The sequence below is a fragment of the Intrasporangium sp. genome (assembly GCF_032907665.1).
Classification (GTDB): Bacteria; Actinomycetota; Actinomycetes; order Actinomycetales; family Dermatophilaceae; genus Intrasporangium.
In genome coordinates this window covers 33317-50353 of sequence record NZ_JAJJPG010000009.1, presented here as the reverse complement: position 1 = coordinate 50353, position 17037 = coordinate 33317, and the positions used below count along the sequence as shown (strand labels likewise).

The following is a 17037-nucleotide window of genomic DNA, read 5'->3' as shown; positions in this document are numbered from 1 at the left end:
CCGAGCGGCCACCCGAGTGGCCACCCGAGCGCGCCACTCACGGTCACCGTCCCGACGCCCCCGCGTGAGCGGACCCGGGGCATCGGTTTCGCCGCCGGACTGCTCACCCTCGGGGCGGCCATCCTGACGGGGGTCGCCGTCACGACGCAGGCCGGGCGCCTCGCGTGGCAGGGCAGCCATCTCGCCGTCGGCATCGCCGCCGGCCTCGCGGTCCTCGGCCTCGGCATCGTCATCGCCGGGATCGCCGGCCGCCGGTCGGGCTGGCTCGCGCCCTTCGCGATCGCCGCGATGACGGCATCGGTCTTCGTCAGCGTCATGCCCGACGGCCTCACCCAGCCCTTCTCGGTGGGCGAGCGCACCCACCAGCCAGACACGCTCGCCGCGGAACAGTCCTTCCAGCTCGGGATCGGCGAGATGCTCGTCGACCTCACCGACGCCGACTTCTCGGGCGAGGGCGTCGAGAAGGTCAGTGCCACCGTGGGCATGGGCGAGCTCCGCCTCGTCGTGCCTGAGGACGTGAGGGTCACCGTCAAGGCCAGCGGGGGAGCCGGTGAGCTCCTCGCCTTCGACAGCAACGAGGGCGGGACCCAGACCAGCCGCGGTGGGACCATCCTCGATGAGACCTTCACCTACGGCCCGGAAGGCACCGAGGAGGACATCATCGTGGACGCCGAGGTCGGACTCGGTCAGATCACGATCCGGACGGGGGCGGCGCAGTGAACGACCGTGAGCGCGACGAGACCCGCGACGACCCGACCTTGCCGCTCGAGACCTCGGACACGCCGAACCTGGCCGAGCTGGGCCCCCGGCAGGTCGACTCGGCGGACACTCAGCACATCGAGCACCCGACGACGCAGCAGATCGAGCAGATGCCGACGGAGCACCTCGAGCAGGCCGGCAACCCGGACAACGCCCACCCAGCCACCCACGACCACGAGACCACAGGATCGGCCATGACCCAGCACGACCCAGCTCCCCACGGCCCCGCGCCCTTCACGGTGGAGCCGGCGACACCCGTCCCGGACGACGCCGTCCGCGCGGCCGAGGGAGCACCCTCCCTTCCGCACCTGCAGTCGCCGCCCCCTCCCGCGCAGCCGGTCGCCCCGGCACCGCAGTGGTCGCCGCCGAGCCAGGGCCTCGTCAGGGTGCGCCGCGGCCCCCTACCACTGACGATCATGCTGGGGCTGCTCAGCATCATCGTCGCCGGCTTCGTCTTCGTGACCAACCTCGCCGGCCGGGACCTCGACATGCGCACCATGGGCCCGATGGTGTTCGCCTCGTTCGGTGGGCTCCTGCTCGTCGTCGGGCTCATCGGCGTCCTGGCCGGTGGTCGGAGCCGCGGCACCGACTGACGACCATCCTGCCGCGCCGCCGGCGAGGTCACCTGGACCGCGGGCCCGGGCGGCAGCGGTGTCTGCCCAGGGGCTGGGAGGTGGGGTCGAGCGTCGCCGGCACAGCGGCATACGGTAGGGGGTCGGGAGGACCGCACCCGACCCCGCCAGTACGCGACGAAGGAGACCCCGTGACCACGCCCTCCGGCCTCGACCTCACCGGCCTCGACCGCACGACCCGGCCGCAGGACGACCTCTTCCGCTTCGTCAACGGAGGCTGGCTCGACACAACGGAGATCCCGGCGGACCGGGCGCGCTTCGGCACCTTCGACGTGCTCCGCGAGCAGTCGACCGCACGCGTCCATGAGCTCATCGAGGAGGCCGCCGGGGACGGCGCCGCCCCGGCGGGCTCACCGAGGCGGCAGGTGGGCGACCTCTTCGCGAGCTTCATGGACACGGAGCGGGTCGAGGAGCTCGGGCTGGCCCCACTCCTGCCACTCCTCGGCGAGGTCGCCGGCATCGACTCGACCGAGGCGCTGGCGGCAACGCTCGGGCGCCTCCACCGACTCGGGGTCACGGGGCTGCTCGCCCTCTACGTCAGTCCGGACGAGCGCTCGCCGGAGGACTACACCGTCTACCTGGAGCAGGCCGGTCTGGGGCTGCCCGACGAGTCGTACTACCGCGACGAGGCCTACACGGACATCCGTGCCGCCTACGTCGAGCACCTCGAGCGGCTGCTCGACCTCGCGGGCATCCCCGGCGCGGGCGACAAGGCGGCCCGCATCATGACCCTCGAGACGCGCCTCGCCTCGCACCACTGGGACAAGGTGGCCAGCCGGGACGCCGTCAAGACCTACAACGCGTACACCTTGGCCGAGGCGGAGGCCCTTGCCCCCGAGTTCCCTTGGCACACGTGGCTGTCCGCGATGCAGGCGCCTGAGGGGGCGATCGAGAAGGTCGTGGTCCGCCAGCCGAGCTTCGTCTCGGGGCTCGGGAAGATGCTGGGCGACGTCGACCTGGACGACTGGCAGGCCTGGCTCACCTTCCACGTCGTCAGCACCTTCGCCTCGATGCTGCCCTCGGCCCTCGTCGACGAGGACTTCGACTTCTACGGCCGGACCCTGTCGGGGCAGCCCGAGAACAAGGAGCGCTGGAAGCGCGGCGTCGCCGTCGTCGAGGGCGCCATCGGCGAGGCCGTGGGGCAGCTCTACGCCGAGCGCTGGTTCCCGCCGGCCGCCAAGGAGCGCATGGAGCAGCTCGTCGCCAACCTCGTCGAGGCCTTCCGACGCTCGTTCGCCTCCCTCGAGTGGATGGGTGAGGCCACCCGCAAGGAGGCACTCGACAAGCTCGAGCGGTTCGTCGCCAAGATCGGCTACCCCGACGTGTGGCGCGACTACTCCTCGATCGACATCGACCCCACGGACCTCGTCGGCAATGTCTGCCGCGCCACCGAGTTCGAGGTGGACCGCAACTTCGCCAAGCTCGGGGGGCCGATCGACCGCACCGAGTGGTTCATGCTGCCGCAGACGGTCAACGCGTACTACATGCCCTCGATGAACGAGATCGTCTTCCCGGCCGCGATCCTCCAGCCGCCCTTCTTCGACCCCGAGGCCGACGACGCCGTCAACTACGGGGGCATCGGCGCCGTCATCGGCCACGAGATCGGGCACGGCTTCGACGACCAGGGCTCGCGCTACGACGGCAGCGGTGCCCTGCGCGACTGGTGGACCGAGGCGGACCGCGAGCGGTTCGACACGCTCGCTCAGCGCCTCATCGAGCAGTTCAGCCAGTACACACCCGCCGGACTCGACCCGAAGCACAAGGTCAACGGGGCCCTCACCGTCGGGGAGAACATCGGTGACCTCGGCGGTCTGCAGATCGGCTACGCCGCCTACCGGATCGCGACCGAGCAGTCGGGCATGCCCGAGATCGACGGGTTCACCGGTCCGCAGCGGTTCTTCATGGGCTGGGCGCAGGTGTGGAAGGGCAAGGCGCGCGAGGCCGAGGCGATCCGGCTGCTCGCCGTCGACCCGCACTCGCCGCTCGACGTCCGCGGCAACGCCGTGCGCAACGTCACGGAGTTCCACGAGGCCTTCGCGGTCACTCCCGGTGACGGGATGTGGCTGCCGGAGGAGGAGCGCGTCCGGATCTTCTGACGGCGCCGGTCAGAGCGGGAGCTTGAAGCCGACGTGTGACTTGACGAATCCGAGCCGCTCGTAGAAGCGGTGGGCGTCGGTGCGTGTGCTGTCGGAGGTCAGCTGCACGAGGTGAGCACCGAGACGCCGGGACTCCTCGACGGCCCACTCGATCAGGGTCGTCCCGAGCCCGGATCCGCGTTCGCTGGAGGCGACGCGCACCGCCTCGATGATGGAACGGGTCGTGCCGTGACGCGACAGGCCCGGGATGACGCTCAGCTGGAGGGTTCCGACGACGCGGCCGCCACGGTCGGCCACGACGAGGTGCTGGCCGGGGTCGGCAGCCACCCGTGCGAACGCCGACTCGTAGGTCGCCAGGTCCTCCGGGCTCTCGCGCGCCATGCCGAGCTCGTCGTCGGCGAGGAGCTCGACGATGGCCCGGATGTCGTCACGGGTCGCCGGGCGGATGACGAGCTCGTGGGAAGCCATCACGAGGACTCGACGACCTGCTTGAGCTGTCGAAGACCCTTCTCGAGGTCGGGGGCGATCATCTTCTCCATCGAGTAGACCTTGCTCATCAGCCGCATGACGAGGTTCTGCGGCCCCGTCATGACCCAGCTGACGCGCGTGCCGGCCTCGCTCGGCGTCAGCTCGAAGTCGACCCGGTTGTGCGCCTTCATCGGTGCTGCGAAGAGCAGGTCGATGCCGACCCGGTCCTCCGCGGTCTCGACGATCTCCATCCGCCCCTGGCCGGCCTTGCTGTTGCCGCGCCAGCCGTAGACGGCCCCGACCCCGGACTCCGCTCCGGCATAGGTCCGCTCAAGGGCGGGATCAAGGCCCTCCCAGGGCGACCACTTCTGCCAGGCCCTCAGGTCGGTGAGGAGCGGGAGGATCCGCTCGGGCGGCGCAGCGATGTCGATCGAGCGGTGGACACGGAACTCCTTGGCCATGTGCCGATCCTGTCACGGGACGGTGCCTGGACGGCGACTACCCTTGACGGATGGGCGAGACCGTTCGCCTCGTCCTCGGCGGGGACGTCATGACCGGCCGGGGCATCGACCAGATCCTCGCGGAGCCGGGTGCGCCGGTGCTGACCGAGCGCTACGTCACGGATGCCCGGGACTACGTGAGACTGGCCGAGCGGGTGAGCGGTCCGATCCCGCGGCCCGTCGGACCGGAGTACCCCTGGGGCGACACGCTGGAGGTCATGGACGAGGTGCCCTCCGCGGTGCGGCTGATGAACCTCGAGACGAGTGTGACCCAGTCGGAGGACCGGGAGCGCGGCAAGGCGGTGCTCTACCGGATGTCCCCGGCCAACCTCCCGGTCCTCGAGGTGGCCGGGGTGCACGTGTGGGGCCTGGCCAACAACCACGTCCTCGACCACGGGCGGCAGGGACTGCTCGACACGTTCGGTGCGCTCGGCGCCGCAGGGCTGACGACGGCTGGAGCGGGTCGCGATGCCGAGGTCGCCTGGGCCCCGGCCGTGGTCCCCGTCCCCGGCGGGCAGGGGCGGGTCGTCGTCCTCTGCGTCGCCCACCCGTCGAGCGGCGTGCCACCCCAGTGGAAGGCCGGGCGCACCCGAGCCGGAGTCGCGCTCGTCGACGATCTCTCCCGTGACAGCGCAGAGCTGATCTGCGGGAGGCTCCTCGCCGCGAGCTCGCCCGGCGACGTGCGGGTCGTGTCGATCCACTGGGGCACGAACTGGGGCTACGACGTCCCCGCGGACCAGCGGGCCTTCGCCCGCCGCCTCGTCGAGAGCGGAGTGCACGTCGTCGCTGGACACTCCTCGCACCACGCCAGACCCATCGAGGTCGGTGGCGGGGGGCTGGTGCTCCACGGCTGCGGCGACCTCGTCAACGACTACGAGGGAATCCGCGGCTACGAGCAGTTCCGGGGTGAGCTGCGCGTCCTCTACCTGGTCACCCTCGACGCGGCCACCGGAGATCTGGGAGCACTCCAGCTCGTTCCCTTCCGAACGCGGCGGCTGCGCCTCGAGCGCGCGAACGCGGCGGACTCCCGCTGGCTCGCAGACACCCTCGACGCAGCCTCCCGCGATCTCGGAACTCGCGTCGAGCTCGCCCGGGACGGCCGCCTGGGCGTACCCGTCGCCTGAGCCCGCCTCACGCGCACGTGGCCGTATGCCGCTGGGCGGGCTCCTCGCCCGACGCGCACTCGGGCTGGTCCCCGCGTTCGACGGGCGTGCATTCGGGGCCACTCGACGATGGCCGGATTTCGCCAATCCGCGGACAGGTCGCGGACGCGCTCGCTACGTTGGTTGGCGGATGCGACTCGTGACCGGCTCCCTCCAACCGAGCCGGCGGAGTGGTCCAAGGGGGAATGACCATGGCGCACAAGCCTGTCCGCACACTCGTCTCGACCGTCGTCACTGCTGCCCTCATCGGGGTGGGAGGGCTGGCGATCCCGTCCCCGGCTGCCGCGGCTGATCCCGATCCCGGCGTCGACAAGGTCGTCGCCTTGCTCGGGGGGAGTGGCGGCACCGCGAACCTCGCCGAGTGGATGACCGGCTTGAGCGGTATCGGGGCATTCGCCAAGACGATCCCCTACGTCGCAGCGAGCCCGGGCGGGCTGGCCGGAGTCGACGACCTCGTCAAGGAGGGCATCGCGAACGAGGTGGCGGGCCTCGACACCTGGGCCGCGCTCGACTCCGCGGACGGGCCGGTCTCCTTGCCCGGAGGGCGTGACGGCACCCTCGACGTCGACGTCGAGGACCTGGGAGACGGCAAGCGCGTGCACGTTGCGCTCGAGGTCACCCGCACCGTGGCCGACCAGGCGCTCAACGTGAGCTCGTCCAGCCCCAAGGTCGAGCTCGCCGCCCCCCAGGGCGTGACGGTGTCGGTCGAGGCGTCGGTATCTCTCTGGGTCGTCTGGACCGGGCCCACGACCAACCGCGTGTACCTCGCCAGCGATGCCGCTCACGCGCCCCGGGTCGACGTGGATGCCAGCGCGGAGCTGTCGGCATCGGCCAAGGCTGCCGTCGGCATCCTCGGAGTGACCTTGAGCAGCACCGACTTCGCCGTCAAGGCGCACGCCTTCGCGAAGCTCAACGACCCCAACAACGACGGCGTCCTGGCCTTCGACGAGGCGGGGACCGGTGACGGTGAGCTCGCGGCCGACGGCTCCCTCCAGGGACTCGTCAGTGCCGGACTCGACCCGACCGGATCGGACAGCGACCCGGGCACCGCAGGATCTGTCAGTGGCACGATGTCGGTGACTGCTGACACGAGCGCCCTTGCGGGCGTGACCTTCCCGAGTGTCGCGGCCGACATCACCATCACCTGGCCCGACATCTCTACCGGCACACCGACGGTCACGGCACCCGACCTCGCCTCGATCGTCGGCAAGTTCCAGAACATGAGCCTGCGCGACCTCGCGGACGGACTGGCGCAGGTCGCCACCGCCCTCACGGGCATCCAGAAGGCGAAGTACGACGCCGACGGCACCGGTTCGGGCACCGACCTGCTCGGCGACCTCGACCTGCCGTTCCTGCGCGGAACCGTCTCCGATGCCGTCAAGGCGAACGAGGTGCTCGTCGACTTCCTCGAGGCCAACGTCGTCCAGGCGCCGGACCCCAACCAGCCGTCGCCCCCCGGCTTCGACGCGAGCACGATCGGCAACCCGACATTCACGTCGCTCCAGGACCTCATCACCAAGCTCAAGGCCTCCGGCATGCTCGTCGACGGCCTCGACTGGGATTCCACGACGAGCAAGCTCATGTTCCACCTCGGGATGACGAAAGCGGCTCCGTCCTCTCCGGTGCCCATGGACGCCGGGGCCGCGAAGGTGTCCAAGCCGGGGGCGACCTACAGCGACAACGGCCTCACCCTCAACGACGGCAGCACCCCGTGGACGGATGGCCAGTGGGTCGGGATGCGGGTCGTCGCGGGGACGTCGGCGGGCGAGATCATCTCCAACACGGATGACTCGCTCACGCTCGCAACCGACTGGATCGGTGGGAAGCCTGCGTCGTCGTCGACACCGTTTGTCATCGTCGGCCCCGAGGCACAGCTCGGCGCCGTGACCTTCGGCGACGGCTTCACCGACGCACCCGGCTCCGGTCCGAAGCGGGGGATCCTGCGCGCCAACGCGGCCCAGACCTTCGCCACCGTCACGCCGTCCTTCACGGCCGACCTCACCCTCGTCCTCGACCTGCAGGACCCGAAGACCGGGTCGGCCTGTGTCGGCTTCGAGGGCAACACGGAGCCCTGCCCGTTCACCGAGACCAACGGGACCTTCAAGACGCAGATCGAGTCGCTGCCGCTCGGCGCTGACCGCGTCATGGTCCGGACCGGCCTGCCTCTGCTCACGGCCGACTTCCCCATCAAGACCAAGATCGACCTCACCGCCAATGCCGGCTTCTTCCAGGTGCACCTCGGCGGCAACCTCGAGGTGTGCAACAGCTCGGCATCCGCCAACTGCTCAGTGCCGGGCACCGGCCACATGCTCTCCATCGGCCTGAAGCAGACCGGTGACGCGCAGCACGACCTGCGCCTGCGCGAGCTCTTCGAGCGGCTCGTGACGACGACCCCGACGGGCCCGAGCCAGGCAGGCGACCTGCTCGACATCGACCTCAACGTCCGGGCCTACGGCGACGTCACCGTGTCGATCCCGGAGGCCGACGACTTCCTGCCCGGCGCGGCGAGCGTGACGGCGAAAGCCACGTGGAACGACCTCACCGAGACCACCGGCAGCGACGGTCCCCAGTTCGACGTGACCGAGCTCGACGAGATCCTCGCGCTCGACATCAAGCCCGGCTCACAGGCAGAGCTCTTCGCCATCGTGCTGCGCACCCTGCAGACCCTCGCCGCCCAGCTCGCCGAGGCCCAGCCGGGCGGTCCCTCGGGCGTCTACAGCACCGAGATCCCCGGCCTCGGGATGTCCCTGCGCGACCTCATGCGGCGCGACACGTCGGGTGAGGGCTCGGGGGTGACCTATGGCGCCAGCACGCTCACGGACGACAACCGGACCTTCGACGCGTCCTACGTCGGGCGTTCGGTCATCGTCGGCACCCAGGTCGCCGTCGTGAAGTCCACGGACGGGGCCCACGAGGTGACGCTCACCGAACCGTGGACCACCCCTCCGGCCAGCGGCGCGGCCTACAGCTTCCGCTCGCCGCTCGACGACGCCATCGACATCATGTCGGTCCATCCACCGCAGAACCTGCAGGACCTCGTCGCGCTCCTCAACGAGCGACTCGGCAACGACGCGCTCAGCTTCCGCTACCTCGATGACGGCGGAACGCCGAGCCTCGTGCTCGGTCTCGGGTGGGACCGTGCCTACACGGCCTCCTCGCCGCTCCGGCTGCAGCTCGACGGCGGCCCGGCCATCTCGGCCTCGACGTCCGGGCAGGGCAGCGTCGCGGTGGCCGGCGGCATCGATGTCGGCCTCGTGGTCCCGCTCCAGCCCGGCACCGGGCCCACGGACGCGACGAGCCTCAAGGTGCTCGCCGACTCGAAGATCAGCATCAAGGCCGACGCGGAGTTCGAGGGCACCGCCTCCGGCACGCTCGGCCCGCTGACCATCTCGGCCGGCATCCCCACCGACGAGGCCGAGGTCAGGGCGAGCCTGAGCCTCGACCTCGGCGACGCCACCGCGGCTGCTGACACCCCCGTGAGCTTCAGCACCTTCCTGGCCAACGTCGACGCCACGCTCAACGCGAACAACGACGCGGTCAGCTGTGAGCCGGACATCACGACGGAGCTCATGGTCTGCGGCCGCATCCCGCTCTATGCAGTGGTCGCCGGCGGGTCGCCATCAGACCTCGGCGACATCGCCCTGCGCCTCGAGGACTCGGACGACCCCGCCGACCTCGTCGACCTCACCGGCAACCTGCCCGCCCCCGACGACGCGTTGGCTCGCCTCGAGGTCCCTGGGGACATCGCCACGGCGCTCGCCAACGCGATTGCCGACTTCACCCAGGTCGGCCCCGGCATCGACGGCTACCTCGAGAAGATCGAGCAGGCGATGCGGGTGGCGACCCTCGACGGCAAGCTGCCCTTCGTCGGGAAGGACCTCCAGCAGGGTGCCGACTCGATCGCCAAGCTGCGCGCAGAGATCAAGGACAAGCTGGGCAACATCCCGGCGAGCCCCATGGAGGCCCGCGAGTACATCAACGACCAGCTCGAGGCCGCCATCGCGGCTGCCGGGCTCGAGGACGCCAATCTCGTCGTCAGCTACGAGTGCTCCGCCGACCTCGAACCGGCCGGTGCGCCCACGCTGACGCCGACACCGTCCACAGCGGGCGCGACCACGTGGGAATACCAGGTCGTCGCGAGCCAGGGAAGTGGGTCCGGCACGGACGGAGACACCCTGCCCTCGGCGAAGTCCACGACGACGACCGACTGGACCGACCTCGGCGGCGGCAACTCGATCAAGCTCGACTGGTCGTCGGTCTCTGGTGCGACGAAGTACAAGATCCTGCGGAGCAAGGACGGCGGAGCCTTCGGGCTCGTGACCGTGGTCGACGCCGCCGCCGGTGCCACGCAGACCTTCACCGACACGAGCAACGCCGCACCGTCCGCCTACACGCCGGTGACCGAGAAGCCGATGCTCATCGACTGCCCCGCCGACCAGATCGACGGTGTCAACCTGTCCTTCGACGTCCTCGCCGGAGAGGTCAGCGCCACCGAAGGCTGTGTGGCGGGCTCGGGCTGCCTCGGTGACGGCAAGAAGCTGCCGATGGACATCGGCATCCCCGGCCTCGCGCTGCGCTCCGGGCCGGACGACGCGATCACCTACGGACTCGGTCTCCAGCTGCACCTCAAGGCCGGGATCAGCCGGACGCGCGGCTTCGTCATCTACACCCACGACGACTGGCAGAACGGCGCCCCGGCTCCCGAGTTCGGGATCGGTGCCCGGTTCGACATGCCTGACACGATGAAGGCCGAGCTCGCCTTCCTCGACATCGACGTCGAGAAGCAGGGCGATGTGCCCCTCTTCGCCGGTGCGTTCCTCGTCGACCTCACGTCGACGTCGGTGCCCGAGACCGCGAACTCGGTGCTCACCATCGACGACATCGCGAACAGCGACGTGGCCTCCCTCTTCGGCATCTCGCTCTCGGCGAACGTCAAGGTCGACTGGATCGTCAAGGCGTCCGCGACCTCCGCGCTGCCCGGGGTGCAGGCCAACTTCCTGCTCGACTGGAGCATCACCGACAAGAACATCTCCTCGCTCGGCGCTCCGACGATCGAGTTCAAGGACGTCAAGCTCGACGCAGGAGGATTCTTCTCCGGCCTCCTCGGCCCCGTCCTCAAGAAGGTCAAGGCGGTCACCGGACCGATCCAGCCGGTCATCGACACGCTCTACGCGCCGATCCCGGTCCTGTCCGACCTGAGCAAGCTCGCCGGCGGTGGCGATGTCAGCCTCATCACCCTGGCGAAGACCTTCAACACGCTCGCCGGTGGACCTGACCTCGAGTTCGTCGAGCGCGTCCTCGCGCTGACGACGCTCGTCAACAACCTGCCCGAGTGCACGACGACGTGCCTCATCGACATCGGCGCCTTCACCGTGCCCGGGGACAGGGCGCTGCAGACCAGCGTGTCGCCGACGAGCGCCGACTCGCTCGTCACGCCGAGCGCCGGCACCAAGACCGGTGACGCCCTCAAGGGCGAGCTCAACACGAAGGGCGGAAAGGGAACCGTCTTCGGCACCGGTGGCGGTGAGGGGTCGGCGAACGAGTCCGGCTTCACCTTCCCGATCCTCGACAACCCGGCCTCCGTCTTCAGCCTGCTCATGGGCAGCGACGTGGCCCTCGTCGAGTTCGACAGCGGACCGCTGACGCTGGGCTTCACCTGGCGCCAGTCCTTCGGGCCGGTCTACGCCCCACCGCCGGTCATGGTCACCCTGTCCGGGTCGGCGTCGGTCACCCTGCAGATCATGGCCGGTCTCGACACCGCAGGCATCCGCTACGCCATCGAGGCTGCCCAGGCGAGTGGCGACACGGGCATCGACCCGGTCAAGCTGCTCGACGGGCTCTACTTCAAGACGACCGACAGCAACGGCAAGCCGGTGCCCGTCGTGCGGCTCGACGGCGAGATCGCGGCCGGGGCGGCGGTGAGCGCCTTCATCATCGAAGTCGGCATCGAGGGTGGCCTCCACCTGACCATCGGCTTCCACTGGAACGATCCCAACAACGACGGCAAGTTCCGGGTGAGCGAGTTCCTCAAGGCAGCGATCAACAACCCGCTCTGCCTGTTCACCACGACGGGACGGCTGAGTCTGTTCCTCAGGGTCTACATCACGATCGGCTTCTCGCCGTTCAGCACGACCTTCTCGTTCACCCTGGCTGACGTCACCCTGCTCGACTTCACGGCGCAGCCGGACTGCGAGCCGCCACCACCGAGGCTGGGCGGCACGGTCGGCGACACCCTCGTCGTCTTCGCCGGCAAGTTCGCCACCGACGAAGAGCGAGGAGCCCCGTGGGCCAACACCGCTGACACCGAGGCCGACGTGGTCAAGGTGACTCAGCTCCACTTCGCACAGCGGCCCGGTGACGAAGCCGGCACCCACCCGGGCTTCGACGGCTTCTCGGTGCAGATGCTCGGCGAGCGTCGGGACTACCTCGACACCGACCTCACGCGCGTCGTCGTCGACGGCCGCGGCTCGCTCGCGCCGCTCATCGTCACACTCGTCGGTGACGGCAAGAAGGACACGAGCACGGATCCGACGACGGCGGCCGACCTCACCGTCTTCAGCAGGGACGCAGTCGTCATCGGCTCCGACCACAACGACCAGATCCAGACGGGCACCGGCAACTCGTGGGTCGACGGGGGCAGGGGCGACGACCGCGTCGTCACTGCCGACGCGGCCGACAAGGTGGCTCGTGTTGCCGGCGGTGACGGTGCCGACGCCATCACCACGGGCGCAGGAGACGACTTCGTGTCCGGTGACGGCACCCTGGGCGCGCCCGAGCTGACGCGAACCGTCACGCTCAATGCGGTCGACAAGGACAACCATGGTGAGGAGACGGAGGAGCTCGCGAACCTCATCAACTGGACCCAGCTCGCGAACGACCCCACGATCGGGTCCCAGTCCGGAACGGGCATCGACATCATCAGCGTCGGGCTCGGCAAGAACCGCGTCAACGGCGGTGGTGGCGACGACAAGATCGGGGTCGCGTCCGATCGGCCAGACGGCGAGGGCGGCACCGTCACGTCCAAGGGCAACACGCTCATCGGCGGCGACGGCAGCGACCAGATCGCCGGGGGCAGCGCGAAGGACACGATCTATGCGTCCATCGAGAAGACCTTCGGCGTCGACGACGAGGGCGAGCCGGACACGTTGACGGAGGTCGACGGCAAGCCGGTGCCCAACATCATCGAGACCGGCACGGGCAACGACGTCGTCTACGGCAGCAAGGCCGAGGACATCGTCACGAGCCACTCCGCCATGACCGAGCACGCCCGGATCATCGGTGGTGACGGCAGTGACGCCCTCGTCGGCGGCTATGGGACCGACGCCGTCTTCGGTGGCCCGGGTGACGACTACGTCATCGCCGAGCCCAGCGAGGTCGGCGCGCTCGGGAGCTCCCAGCACGAGATCGAGGGCGTCTCCTTCGGCCTCAAGCGCACCGTGAAGCACCTGCCCCTGCCGCTCGGTGTCACGCCGTCGAGCAAGACGCTCGTGGGCGGGCTCGGCAACGACCACATCATCGGTGGCGACGGGCCGTCGACGGTCTTCGGCGACACCCTGCGCGACGAGGCGACCGTCGGCGCTGAGGACGACGAGACCTGCCGGCCTGGCTCCCCGGTGACGTCCGACCCGGTTCCCGAGGGCACGAGTGCAGGCACGGGTGACGGCAACGACCTCATCGAGGGCGGCGCCGGCGTCGACACGATCTCGGCGGGCGGTGCTCGCGACCGCGTCCTGGGGCACGGTTCCGACGACCTCGTCTGCGGCCAGGAGGGCGCCGACGTCCTCTTCGGCGGCGACGGCGGCGACGGGATCTGGGGCGGCTCCGGTGACGACCGCGGCTACGGCGAGGCGGACCATGACGTCGTCTTCGGCAACACGGGCGGGGACCAGCTCTACGGCCAGGACGGCCAGGACGTCATCGAGGGCAACGACGGCAGCGACCGCGCGAGCGGTGGCGACGGCGACGACCTCGTCTACGGCGGCACGCGTGCCGAGGCGCGCAAGGACACCGGTCCCTCCGGTGACACCGATGCCGGCGACGTCCTTGCCGGCGACACGGGTAGTGACATCCTCATCGGGGACAACGGAACGGTCGACGACCCGCTCAACGCCAACGACCCCGACGCCATCCCGTTCGATCTCGACGGCACGCCGGAGAACGCGGGCCGTGGTGACGTGATCTACGGTGGCGACGGCCCCGACACCGCCTACGGCGGTCTCGGTGACGACGAGGTCAATGGCGGCAACGACGACGACCACCTCGAGGGCAACAACGACTCCGACGTCGTCCACGGCAACGCGGGCGAGGACGAGATCGTCGGCGGTTCCTTCCAGCAGGTGAGCTCGGGCATCGGCCGCCCCGACGCCGGAGACCGCCTCTACGGGGACGCCGGCCCGGACCTCATCGCGGGCGACAACGCGATCCTCGTGTCGGGAGTCATCGACGCAGACGCGACGCCGGTCACCCGGATGCGCGGATTCGCCGCCAACCACGGGGTCCAGCTGCTCGACCTCGACCCGACGGCGACCGTCGGCAACTGGGGCGCCGACGAGATCGAGGGCGGTGACGGCGAGGACGTCATCTTCGGTCAGCGCGACACCGACCGCATCAAGGGCAACGCCGACGACGACTACGCCGAGGGCGGACCAGACATCGACTGGATCGAGGGCAACGCCGGGGACGACGACCTCGTCGGTGGCAGCTCCGACCCGTTGGGCAGCGGCTCGGGCGAGACGGCGACGGGACAGCCCGACGACGCCGACGCCATCTTCGGCGGCCCCGGGGACGACGTGGCCCTCGGCGACAACGGCCAGGTCCTGAGGCCTGAGACGGGGCAGGCCCCGACGGCGGTCACCGTTCGCCTCGGCAGCACTCCGGGCACAGCCATGGCACCACGCGTCATCGAGGCGTGGGACCGCAGCACCGGGACCGGCTACCTCGACGCGCCTGCCGCGGACCGCTACGGCGCCGACCGGATCTCCGGCGGCGACGGGGTGGACGTGGTCAAGGGCCAGGACGGCGACGACGTCATCACCGGTGACGGCGGCGGCGACTACGTCGAGGGCAACGGCGGCGCGGACGCCATCTTCGGCGACCTCGCTTTCGGGACCGCGTCGGCTCACGGCACCCCCGCAGCGGCGATCTCGGCCGCATGGCCGGGAGACCCCAGCGGCACGGCGCTCCTCGTCGGCACGAGTGACGGGGACGGACAGGACGACCTCATCGGAGGAACCTCCACACCCGCCTTCCGCGATGGTGGCGACACCATCGAGGGCAACGGGGCCGACGACGTCGTCCTCGGCGACAACGGATCCCTGCTGCGCACCCTGACGGGCACACCGGAGGCTCAATCCGAGCAGGTGTACGTCGATCGCTATCCGGACGGCGCCGTCCCCGCGGATGCCACGCGGTCCCGCACGCACGACCCGCAGCTGCCGGGCCCGAGCACGCGCTTCTGCACCGAGGAGCAGGAGACGTGTGAACCCGCAGGTGCCTTCGGTGGCGACACCGTCTGGGGTGACACCGGCAACGACGGCATCTGGGGACAGGACGGCGACGACGTCATCTCGGGCAACGCGGGCGACGACGACCTCTACGGGGAGCTCGGCGATGACCGCATCAACGGCAACGACGGCCGGGACGCGATCGTCGGCGACCGCGGTGGCGTGGTCAACCAGTTCCTCAGCGACGGTGACTCACCTGCAGAGTTCACGTTCTCGATGAACAACCCGCCGGCGGAGACGTTCACGGGCTTCCGGCGGGAGTCCTACGACCGTCGCGTCGACCTGCTCCACGACGTCGACGGTGACGAGTGGATCGGTGCGTCGACCGACGACCCGATGCCCCACGACGGCATCACGACCGGTGGCCGGGACCTCATCCGGGGCGGCGCGGGTGCCGACAACATCCACGCCGGCTTCGGGGACGACGTCGCCAACGGTGACAGCGGCGGTGACGAGGTCTTCGGCGGGGACGGCGAGGACGTCCTCTGGGGCGGGCTCGGCTGTGACCCCGTGCTCGACGCGGCCACGTCGGACTGCCTCACGGACGGTGCCTTCGACGCGAGCTCTCGCGGGACGAACGACCGGTTCGTCGACCACGTCTTCGGCGGGGTCGGGGAAGCGGACGTCGAGAAGCAGGACATCTCGGGCTCCGACCTTCTCGATGTGCGCCCACGGGGCAGCTATGAGCCGGGCACCGGCTGCACGCTCGGCGACTGGCCCCTCACCACGGGCGAGAAGAAGACGCTCGAGACCATCGACCCGTGTCTCTGGTTCGAGATGACCGGCACCGACGACGCCGACGAGGCCAACAACAACCACCACCACGGCACCGACTGGCTCTACGGTGGCTGGGACCGTGACGTCATGCAGGGCGACGTGGCGGCCAACGGGCCGAACCCGGGTGACCGCCTCATCGACTGGGTCGGGGTCTACAACCTCTACACCCACTGCAACGCGGCCTACGGTGGCTTCAACGACGTCCGTCAGCACTCACCGGCGATGCAGGACTTCCTGCAGCAGCTGGCCTGGGCCACGGGCGCCGGACGGTCGGCCTCCGACGTGACCACCGAGGGCACGTCAGCCTTCCGGGAGCTGGCCATGGTCTACACGGCCGACATCCGGGACCACGGCTCCGGCCCGGCCTACCCGACCACGCCGGGGCACTTCGAGGAGGTGGCCTGCGTGCCGTGACCGTGAAAAGCACTGGAGCGCAGGGGATCTGACGTCGGATGCGAGCCCAGCGGCATACGGGATGATCCGTATGCCGCTGGGCTCGCCCGCGCTGTCAGGCGCGCGAGGCGACGTGTGCGCGACGCTCGAGGCGGATCCGGCGGGCGAAGTCGATGGTCACCACCGTGAGCAGGGGGAGCCAGAGCAGGATCGGCGCGTAGGCCGCGTAGGCCAGCCAGGCGCCGTCCGTCTGGTCCGGCGGGGGACAGCCGGGCACCTTGTCGTTGGGCAGCCGCCACGTGAAGATGGGGTTGAGGACGGCGTAGAGGTCCACCGACGCGAGCACCGCGATCCCGACGCAGGCAGCGGCGATGACGACGCGCGGGTTGATCGGGCGGCCTCCGCGGCCCGGCACCCAGCGTGGCAGCCGACGCCCCCACTCGCTGACCAGCCCCACCGTGAGGAACGCCGCGCCGAAGGAGACCGCCGACAGGCCGACCATGTAGGCGCGGGTGCCCGGGCTGTCCGGGCAGCCGGGCGGGATCTGGGTGATCGCATAGACGCGCCACAGGGCTGACGGCAGGACGCAGGCGGGCACCAACCACGCCGCCCAGCGGATGAGACGCGACGGTTCGATTGCTGCTGTCTGTGACTGGATCAACGTGATCCACACTCCTTCCGCGGCATGGCTTCAGCGTCACCGCGGCAGGTGGTCGGGGGCACTCCGCCGTTCGGCAGATGCGTGG

8 protein-coding genes are annotated in these 17037 nt (G+C 70.1%); 5 read left to right on the top strand and 3 right to left on the bottom strand.

Annotated features, from left to right (window positions below; translation table 11 throughout):
- From LOY02_RS02935 to LOY02_RS02925, 3 genes are all read left to right on the top strand, one after another.
- A partial coding sequence (locus LOY02_RS02935) for a LiaF domain-containing protein (RefSeq protein WP_317180832.1) occupies window positions 1-720 on the top strand: 720 nt, incomplete at its 5' end.
- Window positions 717-1352 (top strand): hypothetical protein, encoded by a 636-nt coding sequence (locus LOY02_RS02930; RefSeq protein ID WP_317180831.1) that lies wholly within the window; start codon window positions 717-719, stop codon window positions 1350-1352. The genes LOY02_RS02935 and LOY02_RS02930, both read left to right, overlap by 4 nt.
- 170 nt (window positions 1353-1522) lie before the next feature.
- Window positions 1523-3487 (top strand): M13 family metallopeptidase, encoded by a 1965-nt coding sequence (locus LOY02_RS02925; protein ID WP_317180830.1) that lies wholly within the window; start codon window positions 1523-1525, stop codon window positions 3485-3487.
- 9 nt (window positions 3488-3496) lie between these two features.
- Here the strand turns inward: LOY02_RS02925 and LOY02_RS02920 are convergent, their stop codons facing one another.
- Complete coding sequence (locus LOY02_RS02920; protein ID WP_317180829.1) at window positions 3497-3955, bottom strand: GNAT family N-acetyltransferase; 459 nt, start codon at window positions 3953-3955, stop codon at window positions 3497-3499.
- Window positions 3955-4416 carry an SRPBCC family protein gene (locus tag LOY02_RS02915; RefSeq protein ID WP_317180828.1) on the bottom strand — a complete coding sequence of 154 codons (462 nt, stop codon included), beginning with the start codon at window positions 4414-4416 and terminating at the stop codon, window positions 3955-3957. Before LOY02_RS02915 ends, LOY02_RS02920 begins: the two co-directional genes overlap by 1 nt.
- 50 nt (window positions 4417-4466) lie before the next feature.
- Between LOY02_RS02915 and LOY02_RS02910 the strand changes: the two genes are divergently transcribed.
- Both LOY02_RS02910 and LOY02_RS02905 read left to right on the top strand, forming a co-directional pair.
- Complete coding sequence (locus tag LOY02_RS02910) at window positions 4467-5579, top strand: CapA family protein (RefSeq protein WP_317180827.1); 1113 nt, start codon at window positions 4467-4469, stop codon at window positions 5577-5579.
- A gap of 230 nt (window positions 5580-5809) precedes the next feature.
- Window positions 5810-16312, top strand: coding sequence for a calcium-binding protein (locus LOY02_RS02905; protein ID WP_317180826.1), 10503 nt, complete (start codon window positions 5810-5812; stop codon window positions 16310-16312).
- A 94-nt stretch (window positions 16313-16406) separates the two neighbouring features.
- Here the strand turns inward: LOY02_RS02905 and LOY02_RS02900 are convergent, their stop codons facing one another.
- Window positions 16407-16952, bottom strand: a complete 546-nt coding sequence (locus LOY02_RS02900) for a hypothetical protein (RefSeq protein ID WP_317180825.1) — start codon at window positions 16950-16952, stop codon at window positions 16407-16409.
- Between the last annotated feature and the right edge of the window lie 85 nt (window positions 16953-17037).